Annotated in this window: 22 protein-coding genes; 12 read left to right on the plus strand and 10 right to left on the minus strand. The window is 43.5% G+C overall.

The window, feature by feature from the left end:
* Positions 1 to 133: 133 nt before the first annotated feature.
* On the minus strand, positions 134 to 1,042 hold the full coding sequence (locus A8708_RS29345) for an AraC family transcriptional regulator (RefSeq protein ID WP_068669698.1): 909 nt from the start codon (positions 1,040 to 1,042) through the stop codon (positions 134 to 136).
* Between the two features lie 149 nt (positions 1,043 to 1,191).
* Here A8708_RS29345 and A8708_RS29350 point away from each other — a divergent pair, with 149 nt between their 5' ends.
* From A8708_RS29350 to A8708_RS29360, 3 genes are all read left to right on the plus strand, one after another.
* Complete coding sequence (locus A8708_RS29350) at positions 1,192 to 2,034, plus strand: sugar phosphate isomerase/epimerase family protein (RefSeq protein ID WP_068669700.1); 843 nt, start codon at positions 1,192 to 1,194, stop codon at positions 2,032 to 2,034.
* A gap of 2 nt (positions 2,035 to 2,036) precedes the next feature.
* The gene (locus A8708_RS29355) at positions 2,037 to 3,056 is read left to right on the plus strand and encodes a Gfo/Idh/MocA family protein (protein WP_068669702.1); all 1,020 of its coding nucleotides are present in this window, start codon (positions 2,037 to 2,039) and stop codon (positions 3,054 to 3,056) included.
* Between the two features lie 167 nt (positions 3,057 to 3,223).
* A complete protein-coding gene (locus A8708_RS29360) occupies positions 3,224 to 4,606 on the plus strand; it encodes an MATE family efflux transporter (RefSeq protein ID WP_068669704.1) in 1,383 nt (460 codons plus the stop codon).
* A gap of 164 nt (positions 4,607 to 4,770) precedes the next feature.
* On the opposite strand, the gene A8708_RS29365 is transcribed toward A8708_RS29360, so the two are convergent.
* Positions 4,771 to 5,532, minus strand: coding sequence for a MerR family transcriptional regulator (locus tag A8708_RS29365; protein WP_068669706.1), 762 nt, complete (start codon positions 5,530 to 5,532; stop codon positions 4,771 to 4,773).
* 79 nt (positions 5,533 to 5,611) lie between these two features.
* Positions 5,612 to 5,911 carry a Rieske (2Fe-2S) protein gene (locus tag A8708_RS29370; RefSeq protein WP_068669708.1) on the minus strand — a complete coding sequence of 100 codons (300 nt, stop codon included), beginning with the start codon at positions 5,909 to 5,911 and terminating at the stop codon, positions 5,612 to 5,614.
* A gap of 108 nt (positions 5,912 to 6,019) precedes the next feature.
* On the opposite strand from A8708_RS29370, the gene A8708_RS29375 reads away from it, so the two are divergent.
* Entirely contained in the window at positions 6,020 to 7,105 is a 1,086-nt protein-coding gene (locus tag A8708_RS29375) for a threonine aldolase family protein (RefSeq protein WP_068669710.1), read from the plus strand.
* Positions 7,106 to 7,296: 191 nt separating this feature from the next.
* On the opposite strand, the gene A8708_RS29380 is transcribed toward A8708_RS29375, so the two are convergent.
* On the minus strand, positions 7,297 to 8,280 hold the full coding sequence (locus A8708_RS29380; protein WP_068669712.1) for a 2-hydroxyacid dehydrogenase: 984 nt from the start codon (positions 8,278 to 8,280) through the stop codon (positions 7,297 to 7,299).
* Positions 8,281 to 8,533: 253 nt separating this feature from the next.
* Here A8708_RS29380 and A8708_RS29385 point away from each other — a divergent pair, with 253 nt between their 5' ends.
* On the plus strand, positions 8,534 to 9,223 hold the full coding sequence (locus A8708_RS29385; protein ID WP_068669714.1) for a metal-dependent hydrolase: 690 nt from the start codon (positions 8,534 to 8,536) through the stop codon (positions 9,221 to 9,223).
* 25 nt (positions 9,224 to 9,248) lie between these two features.
* Here the strand turns inward: A8708_RS29385 and A8708_RS29390 are convergent, their stop codons facing one another.
* Entirely contained in the window at positions 9,249 to 9,638 is a 390-nt protein-coding gene (locus tag A8708_RS29390; RefSeq protein ID WP_068669716.1) for a helix-turn-helix domain-containing protein, read from the minus strand.
* 213 nt (positions 9,639 to 9,851) lie between these two features.
* Between A8708_RS29390 and A8708_RS29395 the strand changes: the two genes are divergently transcribed.
* Positions 9,852 to 10,070, plus strand: a complete 219-nt coding sequence (locus A8708_RS29395) for a helix-turn-helix domain-containing protein (protein ID WP_239696892.1) — start codon at positions 9,852 to 9,854, stop codon at positions 10,068 to 10,070.
* Between the two features lie 80 nt (positions 10,071 to 10,150).
* On the opposite strand, the gene A8708_RS29400 is transcribed toward A8708_RS29395, so the two are convergent.
* A complete protein-coding gene (locus A8708_RS29400; RefSeq protein WP_068669718.1) occupies positions 10,151 to 10,381 on the minus strand; it encodes a cold-shock protein in 231 nt (76 codons plus the stop codon).
* A gap of 66 nt (positions 10,382 to 10,447) precedes the next feature.
* The gene (locus tag A8708_RS29405; protein ID WP_068669720.1) at positions 10,448 to 10,648 is read right to left on the minus strand and encodes a cold-shock protein; all 201 of its coding nucleotides are present in this window, start codon (positions 10,646 to 10,648) and stop codon (positions 10,448 to 10,450) included.
* A gap of 317 nt (positions 10,649 to 10,965) precedes the next feature.
* Between A8708_RS29405 and desA the strand changes: the two genes are divergently transcribed.
* From desA to A8708_RS29420, 3 genes are all read left to right on the plus strand, one after another.
* Entirely contained in the window at positions 10,966 to 12,036 is a 1,071-nt protein-coding gene (gene desA, locus A8708_RS29410; protein WP_068669722.1) for a Delta(5) desaturase DesA, read from the plus strand.
* A 69-nt stretch (positions 12,037 to 12,105) separates the two neighbouring features.
* Complete coding sequence (locus A8708_RS29415) at positions 12,106 to 13,242, plus strand: sensor histidine kinase (RefSeq protein WP_068669725.1); 1,137 nt, start codon at positions 12,106 to 12,108, stop codon at positions 13,240 to 13,242.
* Entirely contained in the window at positions 13,239 to 13,838 is a 600-nt protein-coding gene (locus A8708_RS29420; RefSeq protein WP_068669727.1) for a response regulator transcription factor, read from the plus strand. Before A8708_RS29415 ends, A8708_RS29420 begins: the two co-directional genes overlap by 4 nt.
* Before the next feature lie 105 nt (positions 13,839 to 13,943).
* Here A8708_RS29420 and A8708_RS29425 read toward each other — a convergent pair whose 3' ends face one another.
* From A8708_RS29425 to A8708_RS29435, 3 genes are all read right to left on the minus strand, one after another.
* The gene (locus A8708_RS29425) at positions 13,944 to 15,335 is read right to left on the minus strand and encodes an ABC transporter substrate-binding protein (protein ID WP_068669729.1); all 1,392 of its coding nucleotides are present in this window, start codon (positions 15,333 to 15,335) and stop codon (positions 13,944 to 13,946) included.
* An 89-nt stretch (positions 15,336 to 15,424) separates the two neighbouring features.
* The gene (locus tag A8708_RS29430; protein WP_068669731.1) at positions 15,425 to 16,246 is read right to left on the minus strand and encodes a carbohydrate ABC transporter permease; all 822 of its coding nucleotides are present in this window, start codon (positions 16,244 to 16,246) and stop codon (positions 15,425 to 15,427) included.
* Positions 16,243 to 17,106, minus strand: coding sequence for a carbohydrate ABC transporter permease (locus tag A8708_RS29435; protein ID WP_239696902.1), 864 nt, complete (start codon positions 17,104 to 17,106; stop codon positions 16,243 to 16,245). The genes A8708_RS29430 and A8708_RS29435 overlap by 4 nt, the downstream gene beginning before the upstream one ends.
* A 364-nt stretch (positions 17,107 to 17,470) precedes the next feature.
* Between A8708_RS29435 and A8708_RS29440 the strand changes: the two genes are divergently transcribed.
* Genes A8708_RS29440 through A8708_RS29450 form a run of 3 tightly spaced genes read left to right on the plus strand, consistent with a single transcriptional unit; the run spans position 17,471 to position 19,442 of the window.
* Positions 17,471 to 17,953, plus strand: a complete 483-nt coding sequence (locus A8708_RS29440; protein ID WP_068669735.1) for a DUF2975 domain-containing protein — start codon at positions 17,471 to 17,473, stop codon at positions 17,951 to 17,953.
* Between the two features lie 10 nt (positions 17,954 to 17,963).
* On the plus strand, positions 17,964 to 18,179 hold the full coding sequence (locus A8708_RS29445) for a helix-turn-helix domain-containing protein (protein WP_068669737.1): 216 nt from the start codon (positions 17,964 to 17,966) through the stop codon (positions 18,177 to 18,179).
* A 15-nt stretch (positions 18,180 to 18,194) separates the two neighbouring features.
* On the plus strand, positions 18,195 to 19,442 hold the full coding sequence (locus tag A8708_RS29450; protein ID WP_068669739.1) for a DUF4153 domain-containing protein: 1,248 nt from the start codon (positions 18,195 to 18,197) through the stop codon (positions 19,440 to 19,442).
* Positions 19,443 to 19,472 lie beyond the last annotated feature (30 nt).

Genomic DNA, 19,472 nt, shown 5'->3' on the forward strand with positions numbered 1-19,472 from the left:
CTCATCTCCTTAAGATACAGAGATTCGACATTGGACATCTATTTTCATGCCTCGTTTAAAAATTGTTAGACAGTCTGACGTACGGTTTGATGAGGAGGGGCTGAAATATTTCAGCCCTTTACTCTAGAAATTGCTATTTGTGCACCCTTGCTTTCACGGATTTCGCATAATCCGATGGTGACATGCCGACGGTTTTCTTAAAATCCCTCGAAAAATAATGAATACTTGTATAGCCTAGTAAATTTGCAATTTCTGTTATGTTATAAGGGCCTTCGCGCATGTAGGTTTTGGCTTGTTCGATTTTGAGGTACTTGAAGGTCTCCATAATGCCCATTCCCTTCTGGGATTGAAAGAGCTCCTTCATTCGACTTTTGCCCAGGTGAAAGGTTTGGCAGAGGTCATCCAGGGTAAATGAATCGGCAAGATGATCACTCAGATACGTCATAATTTGAGCGACTAGCCCGACTGCAGCTTTTTCCTTTTGCAACGAGGATTGTTTCAACTTCTGAGCTTCCTGAACGGTTCCCCGAGCATCTAGTTTGCGTATAAGGGTGATCAGGAGGATTTCCAAATACGCTTTGATGAGCTGCTCGCTAGCAAATGAGGCATCTTCGTTTCTTTCTAACAAATGTACGGAAGGTGAGTCGAAAGGCGGGAGGAACGCGTGAAACCCTTCTTGTGTGATTATCGAGAGTATATTGCGTTCGCGATCGCCTAACGATATGACTTTATTAGCTAACTGAGACATAGCCTCAGAATGGCAAGCGAAGGCAATGACAATGAGATTGGGCGGCTTATGATCATGTCTGACATGAACCGTATGGAATTCCTCAGGCTTGTGGAAGATCATATTCCCCTGCTGAAGGGTATGAATGACATCATCGGCGCGAACTTCGACTTCGCCCTTGTCCACGTAGAGAATTTCCCAGAAGTCGTGCTGTTCACCGTCGAATACAAAGCCTTTGGCATATTCAAAATAGTGAAAGGAAATGAGTGCTTCGATCGAAAGTGATTCCTGTAAATAAATCCTTGGGAAATCCATGATGTCCGTCCTCTCTAGGGGATTTTCTTCCCGAATATAGTCATTTTACCACAACCGATTTCGCTTAAGTGCAAATAATTCGGCTTTATAGATAAATCCAATGCGACACGACTCTTTTATAATAGAGGAAAGAAGCGGAGGAGATAACGATGAAAAAAGGGATTAATATTTGGTCATTTCCAGGCTCCATGAGCGTGAAAGATTGCATTACGACTGCCAAAAAGGCCGGATTCGACGGCATTGAGTTAGCTTTGAACGAAACAGGAGAACTTAGTCTGGAAAGCACGGAAAGCGAAGTGCGTGCGTACCGCCAGCATGCTGACGAAACAGGGATTGAAGTAAGCAGTTTAGCAACAGGCTTATTCTGGTCCTATTCCTTGACAAGCAGTTCCCCGCTAACGCGTCAGAAAGCGAAAGACATTGTGAAGAAGCAGCTAGAGCATGCCGCGGTACTGGGTGTTGATACGATTTTGGTCGTACCTGGTGCGGTAGGTGTCGATTTCATCCCTGATTCTGAAGTGGTGCCGTATGACCAAGCCTATGACTACTCCCTTGAAGCGATTCAAGAGCTATCTAAAGTTGCCGAGTCGTTGAAGGTTTCGATTGGGATTGAAAATGTGTGGAACAAATTTTTGTTATCACCGCTGGAAATGCGGGATTTCATTGATAAAGTTAACTCCCCATATGTAGGTGCGTATTTCGATGTAGGAAACGTGATCTTCTCCGGGTACCCGGAGCACTGGATTTCTATTCTTAGCCATCGTATCAAAAAAGTGCATTTCAAAGACTATCGCCGCGCAGCTGGCGGATTACATGGTTTCGTTGACCTGCTTGCAGGCGATGTGAATTATCCAGAAGTGGTGAAAGCTCTGCAAACCATCGGGTATGAAGACTATGTGATCGCTGAAATGATCCCTGGCTATACGCATCACGGTGAGCAAATTGTTTACAACACATCTGGTGCGATGGATGCTATTCTGGGGAGGAAATAATGATGTTAAGAATTGGACTCGTTGGGTTAGGTTTCATGGGAAGAACACATCTCGAGAATTATGTACGACTGGAAGCAGAAGGTGTTGCGATTAAAGTTGTCGCGTTATGTGATATTGATCCAGTCAAACTGGAAGGCAATGCCGTTGCTGGTAATATTGATACAGGTGATTCAGCCATCGATTTCAATCTCTATGCGAAGTATGCAAGCGTGTCCGAGATGATTGAGAAGGAACAGTTGGATTACGTGGATCTCGCTCTTCCGACATACCTTCACCGTGATATTACGATAGAATGTTTAAATAAAGGTCTGCATGTCCTGTGTGAGAAGCCAATGGCTTCAAATCCACAAGAGTGTGCAGAGATGATTGAGGCTGCTGAAGCGAATGGTAAGCAGTTGATGATTGGACAGTGTTTGCGCTTTTGGCCGGCATATGTGTACTTGAAAGAAGCTGTTGAGAAGGGGACTTACGGGAACGTAACTAGCGGCTATTTTTACCGCGGCGGCGCTACGCCAACTTGGGGACCGTGGCTTATCGATAAAGAGAAGAGCGGCGGCGCTTTACTCGATATGCATGTGCATGATATTGATATGGTGAATTGGCTGTTCGGTAAACCAGGATCCGTTTCGTGCTTAGCACGAAATGTCGTTCCAGGCAGCGGTTATGATGTCGTGTCTACGAATTATTTGTACGGGGATGGCAAAGTGATTAACGCACAGGCCGACTGGACGCTGGAAGGTGACTATGGCTTTGATATGCAGTTCAGGGTTAATTTCGAGAAGGCGAACATTATTTTTGGTGCGAGCGGCTTGAAAGTTAACCTGAATGATGCGCCTGGATTCAGTCCAGAGCTATCGCCAGAGATGGGCTATTATCTGGAGTTGAAATATTTCATTGAGACGCTTCTCGCAGGAGAATCGGTTACAACTGCAAGTCCAGCCAGTACGCGGGAAACCATTGAAATTGCTGTTGCTGAGATCGCATCTGCAGACCAACACGGTGCTTGGGTAGAAGTGAAATAAAAGATTAGTAGACAAACCTTGGAAATCGTTCCTGATTTCCGAGGTTTTTTGGCGTAGCCCAACAGAACGATTCCGGTGCAAGTACGAGTGTTAATTATTTGCATTTGACTGCAATCGCTTTCGTATTCTATGCTAGTTGCATTTGCAATAACAAGAGGTGAAGACGAATGAGAGACACAGATTCAAAGGCATCGTGGCAAAAACTCCGTCTATTCGCAGTCACTTGGCCGATTTTTATTGACTCAGTATTACGTATGATGTTAGGTACTGCGGATGTCTTCATGTTGAGCCGCATCTCGGATGAAGTAACGGGAGCGGTGGGTTTAGCGAATGAAATCATCGTGTTCTGTATTCTGATGTTTGGTTTCGTAGGTATCGGGACGAGTGTGGCAGTCGCCCAGCATCTAGGAGCAGGCAAGGTGAAGGAAGCGAGTCGAATTTCAGCATTAGCCATTACGATTAATCTGATTTTCGGTATTCTAGTAAGTATCGCGTTAGTTGCATTTGGTGAGCCGTTAATGCATGTAATGCACTTAGATCCTCAACAAATCGCGATTGCGAAGAAATATTTAACGATTATCTCTGCTTTTATTTGGATTGAAGCGTTGTCTTATGCGATTTCTTCGGTCCTGCGCTCCAATGGACAGACCCGAGACGTCATGTTCGTTACGTTGGGGGTTAATGTGATTCACATTGTGGGCAACAGTCTCCTGATTTTCGGAACTCTGGGCTTCCCTGAATGGGGCGTTACTGGTGCGGCTGTTTCAACGGTTGTAAGTCGACTTCTAGGGCTTATTGTTCTTGTGATTATCCTATACCGTCGATTACAAGTTCCTATTCTTCTCAAGCATTACGTGACCTTCAAGTCGAAAATTGTGAAGCAGATCCTTAGTATTGGATTGCCTTCCGCAGGAGAACATATTTCATGGCAGTCTCAATATTTAATGATTTTCAGTTTTATTAATATTATCGGAGCAACCGCACTAAGTGCCCATGTGTACGTGATGAATGTGACCAATTACTTCATGGCTCTAGGTATGGCCATTGGGATGGGAACGGAAATTATTATTGGCCACATGGTAGGTGCAGGGGCTTTCCAGGCGGCATATCATAAATTGATTCGGAGTTTGAAGATTACTTTTGTTCTGACATTCGTTATCGTAGGGATTACATCGATATTCCGTAAAGAACTGCTCGGGTTATTTACCGATAATCCCGATATTATTGCTATGGGATCGACAATTCTACTGCTTTCTATCATTCTCGAACCAGGTAGAACATTTAATTTAGTTGTCATTAATTCGTTACGTGCTGCTGGTGATGCTAGATTCCCGGTGATGATGGGAGTTGTCTCCATGTGGGGGATCGCTGTTCCATTAGCCTACTATCTCGGGATTCATCTTGAGATGGGCTTACTCGGTGTATGGGTGGCTTTTACAGTCGATGAGTGGGTAAGAGGTTTGTTGATGTATCTGCGTTGGAGAAGCCGTGTATGGCAAAGTAAATCATTAGTTAAATCAAGCGGTGAGGCATTGGCTCAGTCGGCTTAATGGATGGATTTGAAGAAGCCTAGAACTCTTGATGAGAGAGTTCTAGGCTTCTTCTCGTATTATGAGAAAGATGACATGAGGGTTGTGGCTGGCGGCTGGTAATCATACTATATTCAATTTCTTGTAAAAGAATTGGATGTTTGCAGGAAATCATAGAAAACGTGCTAGTGTACCCCTGTATAGATGTGGATTGCGTCTCTGAGGAACTCTGCTGTTCCTGGCTGATTCACATCATAATAGGCTTTGAAACGTTCGTCATCCACATACATTTGGGCAAGCCCTGCATGCGCTTCTTTACTGTACGCACTCCAATAGAACATGAGCCATTGTTTGTGCAAATCAGCTGCTTTTTGTGCTAATTCACTTGCGGGATTTCCTTGCTTGAAAGCTTTTGCTAATGTTTCCGCAATTTCCTCCGCTAAGCGTGTCACCTCTTCGTGCTGCTCTTGCGTCATATTTTGTAGTTTCTGATTGCTCTTATTAATTTGGTCATCGCCGTATTTCTCGCGAATTTCTTTCCCATAGGTTTGCTCGTTATCATCAATTAGCTTTTTTTTGAAACCTTCAAACTTCTCTGCATTCGTCATGGTTAGTCTCCCTTCGTTGGAAGCAATGGTTTGTTCGACATTGGCAATGAGTATATCCAATTGTCTTCGCTTGTCGAGAAGCTGTTCGCGATGGTTCATCAGTGCACGGGTTCCATCATACGCAGGGGACGACATAATATCTTTGATTTGCTCCAGCGGAATGCCAAGCTCCCGATAAAATAAAATCTGCTGCAGTCGATCCACCTCATGTTGCCCATAAATCCGATATCCTGATGAGTTGATTCTTGCCGGCATAAGAAGTTCAATCTCATCATAATAGCGAAGTGTACGGGTGCTGATTCCAGCCAACTTCCCCAAGTGCTGTACTGTGTATTCCATCCCTTCACCTCCTGACACCTTTACTTTAAGGGTTTACGTAACGTGAATGTCAATACCTTTCTCATATGTTAGTATAGAGCTATGCCATGACGATTTGAGCGAACAACATGCCTTCCCTATCTATCACTTCAAAGCATTGAAGCTTCGCATTCGGAACATTATGACACCGACCTGTATGCACCTCGAAAGTCCAACCGTGCAAGGGGCATTCAAGTTCGCCGTTCTCAAGTTCAACCCCATAGCCTGCATGAGGGCAACGACTAGAAAGCAGCGAGTAGACACCATCCTTTTCTGTTAGGAAAAATCGGGCCCCATTTAATTCTACTTCACACGGATTTGCAGTAAACTGATCCTTAGATCCCAGGAGAATTTCATTCATAGGGAAGCTCCTCTGTATAATAATTTTCTTATGGCAACATAATCTCATTATAATTCAAATTACACCAAAGATCTCTATTTCAATGGCAATCAAAGGAGCGCGATCCACATGTCTACATTATCACCATTAGCAGCAGCCTTTCGCAAAACTTCGTATATAGTAGGTGGGCACGGCCGCAAAAACATTCAAATTCTAAAAGATGCCTTAGATGGGATCGATGGCAAGCTTGAGAATGATATGTATGGAAATGGCGAAAGCATAGAGAGCTTTCAGGCAGAAATGGCCGCATATCTGGGCAAAGAAAAGGCTGTATTCTTCCCCAGTGGAACGATGGCACAGCAGATCGCCCTGCGCATTTGGTGTGATGAGAAGGGAATTCGAAAGGTTGCGTATCATCCATTAAGCCATTTGGAAATCCATGAAGAGGACGGATTGAAAGAGCTGCACCACATTGAAACGGTTCTGCTCGGCGAGAAGAATCACTTGATTCGATTGAGCGAGATTCTTGAGCTAAGGGAAGAAATCGCATGTCTCTTGATCGAGTTGCCGCAGCGTGAAATTGGTGGTGAGTTACCACCGTTCGAGGAGCTCGTTGCGATTTCGGAGCATTGTCGAGCCAAGGGGATTAAGCTGCATCTGGACGGGGCAAGGTTGTACGAAGTGCTGCCGTACTATCAGAAGTCGGCGGCAGAGCTGTGTGCGCTATTTGATAGTGTGTATATCTCCTTCTACAAAGGGATTGGCGGTGTTGCCGGTGCGATTCTGGCGGGCGATGAGGCGTTTACGGTGAAATCGAAGGTATGGAAAAGGCGGCATGGCGGCGATCTAATAAGCCTGTATCCTTATTACCTTAGCGCAAGCTACTATTTCAAGCAACGTGAGCCGAAAATGGGCAAATACTATGAAGAGGCAGTGGAGCTTGCTTCGCTGTATAATCGCTGCCATCTCGTGACTACCTTGCCGCGGGTACCGGTAACGAATATGTTTCACGTTCATATTGCAATGCCCAAGGAGAAGCTTGAGCCGATTCTAGTTGGCTTATATGCGGAGACGGATGTTGGCTTGATCCATTATCTGCGTGAATCCAGTGAAGGGGTTTGTTCGTTCGAAGTAAGTATTGGCGATGCTTTCGCGCAAATTCCGAAGGACAAGTTGAAGTTGACGTTTGAGCGGTTGGCAGCGATGCTGAAGTGAATGTGTATATGTATATGTAATAAAAGGATCCTCATGCCTTCATTCAGGCGGTGGGGATCCTTTTTAAAATATCGGCATTTATAAGTTTTACTTACTAATTATGCTGAATTTCTAGATAAACCCTCCTGACCTTAAAAGGACGGCGTAGCCGTTTAATTTGTATCGATTCGGAGTGGTGGGAATGCTATATATTAATTAAGAACTAAATCCTTGAGTTCTTGTACGACATAAGCTTGACCGCCGTTCAAGGCTTCCACAAGATTCTTCGCTGCCAGCTCAGCCATATCATTGCGCGTTCTTGCAGTCGCTGACCCGATATGAGGTAAAGTGACCACATTCGGCATCGCTAACAATGGGTTATCGGCAGGCGTTGGCTCGACATCGAAGACATCCAAACCAGCTCCTCGAATTTTCCCTTGCTGAAGCGCTCTAATCAATGCTTGCTCGTCTACCGTTGCCCCTCGGGAAGCATTAATGAAGATAGCCGATGACTTCATCCGATTAAAGTGCTCCTCACCAATCATGTGCTTCGTCTCAGGAGTTAAAGGCGTCATCACAACGATGTAGTCGGCTTCACTTAGCAACCCATCCAGCTCGCAGTAGCGGGCATTGAATCGCTCATCTACTTCCGGTTTGGGACCGCGGCTATGATAGAGGAGTTTCATGTCGAAGCCAAACACAGCACGCTGGGCAATCGCTTCCCCAATCCGGCCCATCCCAATAATGCCGAGCGTCGAATGATGAACATCTACGCCGAATAATTCCGTACCGCTCGTCCCCTTCTGCCAGTTCCCCTGTTTCACATAAGCGTCCAGTTCTGCGATTCTGCGCCCTGCACTGAGCATCAAACCCAGAACCAGATCGGCGACGGTGCCGTCCAATACATAAGGCGTATGTGTACCAATGACACCATGGGATCGCATTGCATCTATATCAAAATGATTGTACCCGACGGAAGAAGTACTCGCTACACGCAGCTTCGGTGCGCAACTTAACAGCTCCTTGTCAATGGTTCCTCCAAGGATTCCTTCTGCCTCAGAAACTTTGTCCAAGATGACACTCCGAGGCATACTGCCTTCCTGATTCCAGAACGTACAATCTCCATGGAGATTCAAATAATCTTGAATGCTTTCCGGTAATTTGTGGGTTACGAGTATTTTTGGCTTGGTCGACATGAGTATTCCTCCTTGAGGTTCTTAATGGATTATGAAGTGCTGGGATTATGTGTCCGACAGTCCAAGCAGACTTTATTGCAGTCTGTTACATTATAGCTAAACTTATCGGATTAATATATTTAAATCTACTAGTCCACGAGAGATGCATGACCCTCTTAGGGGAGAATGGGGATGGGAATGGGCATGGAACAATTTTAATTTGCGAAGGTACCTATGATAAAATGGACATATTAACCTAGAGGAGTTGAATGTTGTGAACATTATTTTCCATGGACAAAGCTGCGTCGAAATTCAGTTGAAGGAACATACCTTGATTATCGACCCATTCTTAACGGGGAATCCGCAAGCAACGGTCAAAGCAGAAGATATTAAGGCTGATTACATCCTTGTTACCCATGGACATGGGGATCATGTTGGAGACACGTTATCCATCGCAGAGCGCAATAATGCTACTGTAATTGCTCCTAATGACTTGGCTAGATATCTAGGATTCGAAGGGGCTAAGACGCACGGGATGGGAATCGGCGGGGCATTTGAGTTTCCTTTTGGTAAAGTAAAATTAACCTTAGCCTTACACGATTCCTCGTATAATCCGCCAGGCACTAAGGACAATATCTATACAGGGTTGGCGAGTGGATTCTTACTCATGGTAGAGGGGAAAACCATTTATCATGCTGGGGATACGGGGTTATTCAAAGATATGAAGCTGATTGGCAAAATGAACGAGATTGATCTGGCCTTTCTGCCGATCGGGGATAACTACACGATGGGGCCGGAAGATGCCGTCATTGCTGCGAAATATGTGAAAGCCGAAACGGTTGTCCCGATGCACTATAATACGTTCCCGTTGATTGCACAAGATCCGGATGCCTTTGTCGCAAGCCTGGAAGAAGAAGGAATTAAAGGCATCGTGATGACGCCCGGGCAACAAATTACGCTGTAATCGAGTAGGCGCATATAGCATAGATTTAACTTTCGGATTCTTTATGGGTTTGACGCTCCTTCCAGAATAAGACGGTGAGCATCCGCTCCACCCATTCCTTATCTTCTGGCGTTAAAATGAATCCGTCGAACATCAGCTCATTTTCACGAAGAAAACGTCTGAGATTAACAGGATTACTTTCGAACTGCTGGTTGGCTTGCGAGGTCTCGAGATAACCGGCAATATCCATCAGCTCCGAGTAAGACGTGTTAAGTCCTTCAGACAATTTCATCAAGACGTCGGGAGAAGGAATTCCGCGGTTGCCATTCTCCAGTTGTGAGATGTATGCCGCGGATACTCCTGAGCGATCAGCTAGCTCGCGGATGGTGAAGCCTTTCATTTTGCGCATATCTCGTAATTTATCATAAAAGTACATGACTGCTCATCCTCACTTCGTAAAGTAAACATTAGTAAACGTTATAATACTATCAGTTTACTATAGTAATTACAATCATGGAGTTTCGGAACGTATAAATTTGTGCTCGCTCGTTTGATTACTAATGTAAACTTTTATTGTTGCATTAGTGAATAAATGAGGTATACTCTTATATAGGACGAAGTGAGGATGGGGGACTGACTTTCAACGCTGATGCATATACAAATTAAAGCCAAGACAGATGCATTCATAAGGGCAAGAGTCTTGAAAGGTTATTCGCAACGGGAGTTAGCGCGGCATACAGGTGTGAGCCACGCGTACATAAGTTTACTTGAACGTTCGATTAAATCAGTGGGTCCATCAACAGCGAAGCGATTAAGTGAAGTCTTAGAGATGGAGATAGAGGAGTTATTTCATATCCATATTGCCTGAAAATGAGAAAACCGATGTTCCCGTAATTGGGAGCATCGGTTTTCTCATGTATGGATAGGGGAGACATGAATCCTCAATGACTATGAGATCAGTCTGCCTTTATGAAGAGACTTCAAATTCTTATTGGAGTTAGAAATGATAGGGAGCATTTTCAAGCTGCTAATCATTGGAGAAAGGCATTGATGACAAGTTGGTACATATTCAAAGGAGAAATTGTCCCGAATCCAACCCTTACAATCTTCATTATTGCATGCCCAGACTTTCGTATCTTCCTGAATCAGATCCTCAATCGATTTTTTTCGAAAATACATGATCTACACTCCTCCTACTCATAAAAAAACTGCCCTTAACTCGTGTTAAGGGCAGTTCATTGCGATTTACAGTTTTACAACATTTTCGGCTTGAGGACCACGGTTGCCTTGAGTAACATTAAATTCTACGCGTTGTCCTTCGTCCAATGATTTGAAGCCATCTCCTTGAATTGCGGAGAAATGAACGAATACGTCATTTCCGCCTTCCACTTCAATAAATCCAAAACCTTTCTCTGCGTTAAACCATTTCACTGTTCCTGTTTCCATAATAAATTACCTCCAAATTGTTATTAACATGCTCTTTTAAACAAAAAAAATCACACATTGAAAAAGCTACCATTACACAAATGATCACTTTTTCAATATGTGAGTTTATGTCAAAGCCGTTTATTGACCAATCATAGCACACAAAATTTTGATAAGCAAATTAATAATGGTTCTCTCTTTCCTATATGACATATGTCATACCGTCTACATGATGTTTATGACTGCAACGATTTGAAAGCGATATCTATAATGAAGATAGGAAAGAACAACTGATATTCTTACATGTCCTGCGCACCATATCGAGGAGGAACTAGAAAATGACACAATCCACACTAACTCACTTAAAAAAACAGGTTGCCCCTTATGAAGTATCCAATACGAAGGTTAGTATTAAGCAGCTAATTAACACCCTAGGACCTCTCCTGGTACTGTGGTTAGTTGCGTACCTAAGCCTATCTATTTCATATTGGATTACGTTGCCGATTACAATCATCGCGTCCGGTTTCGTGATACGTACGTTTATTATTTTTCATGATTGTTGTCACCAATCGTTCTTCAAGAGCAGTAAAGCCAACGAAATTATCGGTACGATTACAGGGGTACTTACCTTATTTCCCTATCAGCAATGGAAGAATAGTCATTCAATCCATCATGCAACGAGCAGTAACCTCGAGAAACGCGGCGTAGGTGATATGTGGGTACTTACCGTCGACGAATACACGGCGTCTTCTATATGGGTTCGAATAGCTTATCGGTTATATCGGAATCCGTTTATAATGTTCGGACTGGGTCCTATCTTCTTGTTTCTAATTACGAACCGCTTTAATACGAAAGGTGCAAGACGCAAGGAAAGAATCAGCACGTATTTGACCAATGTCTCCATTCTTGCGCTGTATGGGGGACTGATTTGGTTAGTCGGCTGGCAGTCCTTTGTTCTGATCCAAGGGCCAATTATGTTTGTAGCAGGCTTGCTAGGAATCTGGCTTTTTTATGTGCAGCATCAGTTTGAAGATTCCTACTTCGAGAATGAAGATGAGTGGAGTTATGTCAAAGCCGCGGTAGATGGAAGCTCCTATTATAAATTGCCGAAACTATTGCAATGGATTACCGGCAACATCGGGTTTCATCATGTCCATCATTTGAGTCCGAAAGTGCCCAATTATAACTTGGAGAAGGCGCATGATGCAACGCCGCCGCTTCAGAAAGCAACGACCATAACCATTAGTACCAGCTTGAAATCGCTTCGGTTCCGTCTGTGGGATGAGCGTAACAAAACGTTTGTCGGATATAAAAATAGTAAACAGTTGCACCGTAACACAGATGAACATGATCCTTTGACTAACCAATTAAAAGTCAAAGTGCGTAAATCGAGCTTACAAGGGCAATAAATACATCGCTGCGTGTTTGTGATAAAATATAAGTAAATCTATGTTGAAGAAAAAGAGGCTAAACGGACTATGCAAAAGTGGTATCAAATCTTTCACAAAAACACCGGTCTTAGTCCGTATGTGTGGGTTGTCTTCTATATCCTTCCTTTTTATTTCATATTTCGTTCTTCGACGACCTACCACATTGTATTAGGCATAATCATGATTATGGTTTTCTTTAGTTGCTATGTGTTGTCCTTTGTTTCCAAAGGTTGGATCGTCTACTTCTGGACTAGTGTGCAAATTATTATATCGATTATCATGGCTGTCGTCTTCAGCTATGTGTATTTCTCTCTCTTTTTATCATTTTTTATTGGCACCATGAAAAGTAAGGCAGGATTTATTACGTTGTACTGTATTCATCTAGTAACAACGATTGTCACGATTAACTACGGCTTGGTTGCTCAGAACCCTGTGTATTTTGACCAATTGCCTTTTATTATCATAAGTGTAATTGCCGTTATTCTCATTCCAGTTACTACGTTCAACCGAAATCGGAGTGAGCAGCTTCAGGGGCAACTAGAAGATGCTAATAAGCGGATTTCGGAGTTGGTCAAACTTGAAGAGCGTCAAAGAATTGCTCGTGATTTACACGATACATTAGGGCAGAAGCTGTCCTTGATTGGTTTGAAGAGTGATTTGGCTGGGAAGTTAATTAGCAAGAATCCGGCACAAGCGCAAATCGAAATCAATGATGTTCGGCAGACAGCTAGAACTGCGTTAAAAGAAGTTCGCGAAATCGTCACGCAAATGCGTGGAACGAGACTCGTGGAAGAGATTTTTCGGATCAAACAGATTTTAAACGCGGCAGAGATTGACCTCGTTCTTGAGGGAGATCCAAAGTTAACCAATACATCATTGATCAATGAAAGTGTACTGAGCATGTGTTTGAAGGAATCGGTTACGAATATTATCAAACATAGCGCTGCAACGACGTGTTCGATCTCTATTGAGCCCTCGCCAAGCGATCTCATCATCAAGGTCGGGGATAACGGAATTGGCATGTCGAGAGAATGTCTTGTGTTGCTTGGCAATGGATTACGAGGCATGAAAGAGCGACTTGAGTTCGTAAACGGTTCTATGGAAATCGTCTCCGACAATGGAACCATCATTGTTATCAAAGTGCCGAATGCCATCATACCACCAGAACGGGAGATGAAGCTATGATTCGAATTGTGATCGCCGAAGATCAACGCATGCTGCTAGGCGCACTTGCATCCCTACTTGATTTGGAAGAGGATATGCAGGTCGTTGGGAAAGCAAGCAATGGCGAGGATGCTGTGAAGTTAGTTAAACTGCATAAGCCAGATATTTGCGTCATGGATATCGAGATGCCGATCATGGACGGTTTGGATGCAGCAGAGGAACTGAAGGGTTTGGGTTGCAAAGTCATTATATTGACGACGTTTGCTCGTTACGGGTATTTTGAAAGAGCCGTGAAAGCAGGGGCCAACGGATATTTGCTGAAAGACAGTCCAAGCGAGGAATTGGCAACTTCGATTCGGAGTGTGATGGCAGGCAGGCGTATCTATGCCTCAGAGCTGGTAGACGAGACTTACAAGGAAGAGAATCCGTTGACCGAAAGGGAAAAGGAAGTGCTGAACCTGATCGCCGATGGTAAAAATACAAAGGAAATCGCGGATCATATGTTCATAACAAGAGGCACTGTTCGCAACTACATCTCCGTTATTCTCGATAAGCTCAATGTCAGTAACCGAATTGAGGCTATAATGCGTTTCAAAGAGAAGGGATGGTTCAAATGACTGGCCACAAAAAGGTAAAAGGGATACCCATAGACTGGACACTTAAGTAAAAGGTGTTCAGTCTATGGGTATTTTGTAGTAGCCAACTTTATTTTACTGAATGATTTACTTTACAGTTTTGTTATAAGCACCAATTTTCTCTGTAATACTCTTAGCTGCGCTATCCAGAGCCTCTTTTGGTGCTTTCTTGCCAGTAAGCGCCTCTTCAATGGCTGTTTCGACGATTTGACGAGCTTCTGGGAAGACACCCATAACCGCACCTTGTGTTGCTGTGTTTGCTTTCGTTTTGTGCAATTGATCAATCGCTGTTTGGAATTGCGGGTATTTCGCTAGGTTATCTTTGATAATGGTTTCGTCATATGCTTTCTTCGTAATTGGGAAGTAGCCCGTATTCACGTTCCACCATGCTTGTGTTTGTGGTGTAGTTAGGAATTTAATGAACTCCCAAGCACCTTGTTGTTCAGCTTCTGACTTGTTATTCAAGATATAAAGACTCGCACCGCCTACGACAACACCGCCTTCTTTGGCATCGGATGGTTTAGGAAGCGGGCCTGTACCTACTTGGAATTTCCCTTCAGCGCCGCTTACGATACCGCGAAGTGAAGCTGTCGAATCCAATGTCATTGCGATTTGGCCTGCTAAGAAAGCTTTTTTCGTGTCATCGGTTTTACGGCCGAGGTTGGCAGAGGTTTTGCTGTCGACCATGTCTTTCCACCACGAGAGTGTTTTGACGCCAGCTTCATTGTTGACCATGGATTCCGTGGCAGAAGCGGTACGACCATTCCCATTATTAAGGTATTCTACACCTTGGTTAGCGAAGAATTGCTCCATAAACCAGCCGTAGATGGCAAAGGATGAACCGGATTTCCCGTCTTTACTAAGAGCTTGTGAAGCTTTCGTGATTTCCTCATACGTAGTTGGTGGTTTTTCAGGATCGAGTCCTGCAGCTTTGAACATATCTTTGTTGTAATACAAGATGGGGTTAGACGTATTGAATGGCATGGAATTTAGTTTGCCATCAACTTTATAATAATTCAGAATGTTCTCTTCCAGCTGGGAAAGATCGAATTTATCCGCATCAACGAATTTTTGAACAGGTGTAATAGCTTTGGAATCAATCATGAAGCGGGAGCCGATTTCGTACACCTGAATAAGGGAAGGGCCGCTTTTGGTATCCATGGATGCTTTCATCTTATTGATACTTTCATCGTAGGTACCTTGGAATACCGCCTCGACTTGAACATTCTTCTGTGAGCTATTGAAATCTGCCACTAATTTATCTACGGCTTTGCCTAACTCGCCACTCATGGAGTGCCACCAGATGACTTTCACGGGTTCTGTTCCTTTTTTGACATCCGCCGCTGCCGTACTTGTTGCAGGTTTACTTTCTGTCGTAGTACCTGAAGTCGTTGTTTCGGCTTTGCCGCATGCACTAGTTAACAATACTACAAGAGCGGTCATAGCAAGGATGGAACTTCTTGTTTTCAATGATTTCATCTTCTATTTCTCTCCCTTATCTCTTCTCTCAAATATATGGAAACCTGCTTCAGCATGGTAACTGAACAGAGTGGCCATCAAGCAATGGACTAACCTTTCACCGCACCCGCCGTAAGGCCACGAACGAGCTGCTTTAAACCGAGGATGAGCAACAAGAGGGAAGGCAGTATAACGATGCTGACACCTGCTAGAACCAAGTTCCATACGGTTAATTCTTCGAATTGCAGCATCGCGATGCCAATTTGCACGGTTCTCTTGGCTTCGCTGTTCGTAATGAGCAGTGGCCATAGATACATGTTCCATGCGTTCAAGAAGGCATAAACAGCTAGTGTTGCCAAGGCGGGACGTCCGAGCGGAAGCACAATTCGGAGGAACATCCTAAAGTGACCGCATCCATCGATGCGAGCTGCTTCAAACAGCTCTCTAGGCAGCTGTAAGAAGAATTGCCGCAGGAGGAAGGTTCCGAATGCGGTCGCCAGAAAGGGAACGGTTAGTCCCTGCATGCTATCGAGCCAGTCCCATTTTTTAACCGTCAAATAGTTGGGAATAATGGTGACCTCCCAGGGAATCATCATCGTAGCCATGAAGAGTGCAAAGATGAAGGCTTTGCCCATGAAGCGAATATTCGTAAAGGCATAGGCGGCCATGCTCGATGTAATCAGTTGTCCCAGGGTAATAATGATAGACACGAGAAGACTATTGGTAATAAATTTGGTGATAGGTACAAGCTTGAAGACGGCGACGATACTGCCCAGATACAAGCTGCTAGGCAAGAAGTGAGGCGGATAAGCCGATGCTTCCTCTGGTGTCATCAAGGCAGATGAGAACGTATAGAAGATAGGATAAAGCACAAGTGCGGCGCAGATGATCAATAGGCTGTAGACGAAAGTTTGTTGCAAACGACTGGTCATTGATAGTGCACCTTCCTTTCAAACACTTTGAACTGAATGACCGTGAAAATAAGGATGATGGTGAAAAGGACAAGGGCTTGCGCGCTGCCTGTTCCGAATCGAAAGTTAATAAAAGCATCTTGATACAGGGAGTAGACAAGTACATCTGTGGAGTTGACGGGTCCCCCTTTGGTTAGAATATGAATTTGTCCAAAAGACTGGAAAGCGCCGATGATGGACACGATCGTAACGAAGAATATCGTAGGTGAGAGTAATGGCAGCACGATTTGTACGAAGGTACGAACGGGACCGGATCCATCGATTTTGGCGCTATCATAGATTTCATCTGGAACACCTTGTAACCCGCTTAAGAGGACAATATAGGTGAAGCCGAGATTCATCCAGACCGTCATCATGGAAACAGAAAGCAGTGCCCAACGGGGATCAGTCAGCCAGGCAATAGGCTCTACTCCCACTAATTGAAGCAAGTAATTCAACATGCCGACACTTGGGTGAAACAACATCATCCAGATCACGGCTGAAGTTCCAACAGATAGAACAACCGGCAGCGAGAAAATAAATTGAAAGATTCGCATACCTTTGAGAGGATTGTGCGTAAATGCGGCTAGGAGGAGGGCAATTACGATCACAGTAGGTACAGTAAGCAGTGTAAAAAGTCCAGTGACGCCTAAACTCTGATAGAACCGCTCAGAAGTGAAGATCGCAGTGAAATTATCGAGTCCAACGAAGGACGCAACTCGGCCTCGCGGATCCGTTTCGTGTAAACTGAGATAGAAAGTTTGTATCAAGGGATAGAACAGAAAGACAGCAAACAGCACAAGTGACGGAGCTAAGAATACATAGCCAAGAAGGGTCTCCATCAACTTAGGACCGAGTAATGCTTTGCGTGGGTTGGCCGTATGTGCATTGGCGTGTAGGTTTTTTACGTGTGGCAAATCTCTTTCCATAGCATTCATTTCATGCTCCTCCATGACCATTATTGAACAAGTACTACGCTACTTAGATTAACGTTGATTTATTTGACCTATGTTAAATTCAAGTGAAGAATTTGTATATCTTTCTTGTTCTTTACAAAATAGATAGACTTGAAGACGTTGGAGAATATTTCATGCTTTTGGATTTTAACAATAACAATATGTTATTTATCATGATTTATTTATTGCAAAACGATAAATTTTGTGATAAATTCAAATCAAATTCAAATGATAAGTGAGGGACTTTTTTATGGAACGTGGATCAACACTCTTTCTGAAGGTAGCTGTCATACTTATGGGAATCCCGGTGCTTGCATTGTGTATATTTGCAGTGCCTGAGATCGCGAATTATGCAGTAGAATTATATCCAGATCATTCGTATTTGAAATATCTCTTTATGATTGATTTGTATGCCTCGGCGATACCCTTTTACATTGCTCTGTATCAGACTTTTAAACTGCTTGGCTATATCGACAAGAACAAAGCTTTCTCGGAATTGTCTGTCAGTGTCTTAAAGATAATTAAACGCTGTGCAATTACGATCAGCGGCTTGTATGTGTTAGGGATGCCGCTTTTTTATCTCTTTGCGGAGAGAGACGATGCCCCCGGTGTCATTGTGATTGGCATGGTCATGATTTTTGCATCAATGGTGATTGCTGTATTTGCTGCTGTTCTCCAAAAGCTTTTAAAAGAGGCAATTGATATAAAATCTGAAAATGATTTGACAGTCTGAGGTGAATAACATGGCGATAATTATTAATATTGATGTGATGTTGGCGAAGCGGAAGATGAGCGTAACCGAGCTTGCAGAGCGAGTAGGAATCACAATGGCTAATCTTTCAATTCTGAAGAATGGGAAGGCCAAAGCCATTCGATTATCAACGCTAGAGGCGATATGTAAAGCTTTAGATTGCCAACCTGGCGATATTTTGGAATACAGAGAGGAAAGTCAGCGTTAGAGGGGAGGTATAACCATGAACAGTAACAATCCCATTATTGACAATATTGCGAACCCCCACGAGCTGGAGAGAATGTATAGAGAAGAACCGGATGCATTTAAAAAGTCATTCACATATGCGTGGGAACAGAACTCTAATTCACCGGTGCTAGGCGTGTGGTATCAAAGGTTGTATTTTCAGGATAAGATACGTACCGAGAAGGCCCCCTTGTTGCAAAAAGATTTCATAACCATGGGTATCTTAGCCATTCTGGCAGGGATCACTACAAGAATCTTATTTCATTATGTCGACGATAATACAATAGCCCCCATAAATATTGTGTTTGGTATACTTCTCTTCATGGCTATCTATTTTGTAACCAATCATGTGCCGAATAAAAAGGTTTTGTACACCCTTGCATCGTCTTTCCTTATTTCGGGGATATTCTTAAATCTCTTGCCTGTCGAGTTGACTGACAGTATTATTCTAGTATATATACATCTTCCCATATTCTTATGGGTCGTTGTTGGGCTTGCATTTACAGGAAATGAGCATGGCAGAGGCAGCACACGATTAGCCTATCTGAAATTTAATGGCGAATTCGCTATACTCTACGCCTGCATGGCCATTAGCGGAATGTTGTTAACAGGTTTAACGATGCAGTTATTTAAATTTGTAGGCATGGATATATCGGAATTTTACTTTGAAAATGTCGTTATATTTGGAGCAGCAGCGCTCGCGCTTGTGGCCGTATACCTCGTATCTAGAAATCTTAAACTTGCTAAGAATATAGCTCCTTATATTGCCAAAATTTTTAGCCCACTTGTTCTGGTAACTTTGTTGGTTTATCTCATCACGGTAATGGTGGTCGGTAAAAATCCATTCTTAGACCGAGACTTTCTTCTATCTTTTAACGGTGTATTACTCGCTGTTTTGGCTGTTACCATATTCTCGATTACTGAAAGCGGCAAAGATGAGAAGAAGACCATTTCGGATTATATGAATGTTGCGCTCATTATTCTTGCTCTGATTATTGATAGTGTGGCGTTATCTGCCATTGTGTTCAGACTTTCTTCATATGGAATTTCTCCAAATAGGCTGGCGGTTCTAGGCGTAAACATCCTGATCTGGGCCAATCTTGTTGTGATTATGCTGTCTTACCTGCGGTTTTTACAAAACAAAACCGGACCCTTGGCTATCCAAGATGCCGTTACGAAGTATTTGCCAGTCTACGGACTATGGGCAGCTTTCGTCACATTTACGTTTCCATTGTTTTTTAATTGATGAACCAGAAGAATTAGCTAAGAGGTGAAC

The organism is Paenibacillus oryzisoli, assembly GCF_001653565.1.
Classification (GTDB): Bacteria; Bacillota; Bacilli; order Paenibacillales; family NBRC-103111; genus Paenibacillus_E; species Paenibacillus_E oryzisoli.

What these genes read in the sequence shown, in the direction of transcription:
- A8708_RS29415 (WP_068669725.1), top strand. Translation starts at nt 12,106, where the DNA reads ATGCAAAAGTGGTATCAAATCTTTCACAAAAACACCGGTCTTAGTCCG.
- A8708_RS29440 (WP_068669735.1), top strand. Translation starts at nt 17,471, where the DNA reads ATGGAACGTGGATCAACACTCTTTCTGAAGGTAGCTGTCATACTTATG.
- desA (WP_068669722.1), top strand. Translation starts at nt 10,966, where the DNA reads ATGACACAATCCACACTAACTCACTTAAAAAAACAGGTTGCCCCTTAT.
- A8708_RS29380 (WP_068669712.1), bottom strand. Translation starts at nt 8,280, where the DNA reads ATGTCGACCAAGCCAAAAATACTCGTAACCCACAAATTACCGGAAAGC.
- A8708_RS29370 (WP_068669708.1), bottom strand. Translation starts at nt 5,911, where the DNA reads ATGAATGAAATTCTCCTGGGATCTAAGGATCAGTTTACTGCAAATCCG.
- A8708_RS29420 (WP_068669727.1), top strand. Translation starts at nt 13,239, where the DNA reads ATGATTCGAATTGTGATCGCCGAAGATCAACGCATGCTGCTAGGCGCA.
- A8708_RS29425 (WP_068669729.1), bottom strand. Translation starts at nt 15,335, where the DNA reads ATGAAATCATTGAAAACAAGAAGTTCCATCCTTGCTATGACCGCTCTT.
- A8708_RS29375 (WP_068669710.1), top strand. Translation starts at nt 6,020, where the DNA reads ATGTCTACATTATCACCATTAGCAGCAGCCTTTCGCAAAACTTCGTAT.
- A8708_RS29345 (WP_068669698.1), bottom strand. Translation starts at nt 1,042, where the DNA reads ATGGATTTCCCAAGGATTTATTTACAGGAATCACTTTCGATCGAAGCA.
- A8708_RS29430 (WP_068669731.1), bottom strand. Translation starts at nt 16,246, where the DNA reads ATGACCAGTCGTTTGCAACAAACTTTCGTCTACAGCCTATTGATCATC.
- A8708_RS29365 (WP_068669706.1), bottom strand. Translation starts at nt 5,532, where the DNA reads ATGGAATACACAGTACAGCACTTGGGGAAGTTGGCTGGAATCAGCACC.
- A8708_RS29355 (WP_068669702.1), top strand. Translation starts at nt 2,037, where the DNA reads ATGTTAAGAATTGGACTCGTTGGGTTAGGTTTCATGGGAAGAACACAT.
- A8708_RS29390 (WP_068669716.1), bottom strand. Translation starts at nt 9,638, where the DNA reads ATGTACTTTTATGATAAATTACGAGATATGCGCAAAATGAAAGGCTTC.
- A8708_RS29435 (WP_239696902.1), bottom strand. Translation starts at nt 17,106, where the DNA reads ATGGAGACCCTTCTTGGCTATGTATTCTTAGCTCCGTCACTTGTGCTG.
- A8708_RS29350 (WP_068669700.1), top strand. Translation starts at nt 1,192, where the DNA reads ATGAAAAAAGGGATTAATATTTGGTCATTTCCAGGCTCCATGAGCGTG.
- A8708_RS29395 (WP_239696892.1), top strand. Translation starts at nt 9,852, where the DNA reads ATGCATATACAAATTAAAGCCAAGACAGATGCATTCATAAGGGCAAGA.
- A8708_RS29445 (WP_068669737.1), top strand. Translation starts at nt 17,964, where the DNA reads ATGGCGATAATTATTAATATTGATGTGATGTTGGCGAAGCGGAAGATG.
- A8708_RS29360 (WP_068669704.1), top strand. Translation starts at nt 3,224, where the DNA reads ATGAGAGACACAGATTCAAAGGCATCGTGGCAAAAACTCCGTCTATTC.
- A8708_RS29400 (WP_068669718.1), bottom strand. Translation starts at nt 10,381, where the DNA reads ATGTATTTTCGAAAAAAATCGATTGAGGATCTGATTCAGGAAGATACG.
- A8708_RS29450 (WP_068669739.1), top strand. Translation starts at nt 18,195, where the DNA reads ATGAACAGTAACAATCCCATTATTGACAATATTGCGAACCCCCACGAG.
- A8708_RS29405 (WP_068669720.1), bottom strand. Translation starts at nt 10,648, where the DNA reads ATGGAAACAGGAACAGTGAAATGGTTTAACGCAGAGAAAGGTTTTGGA.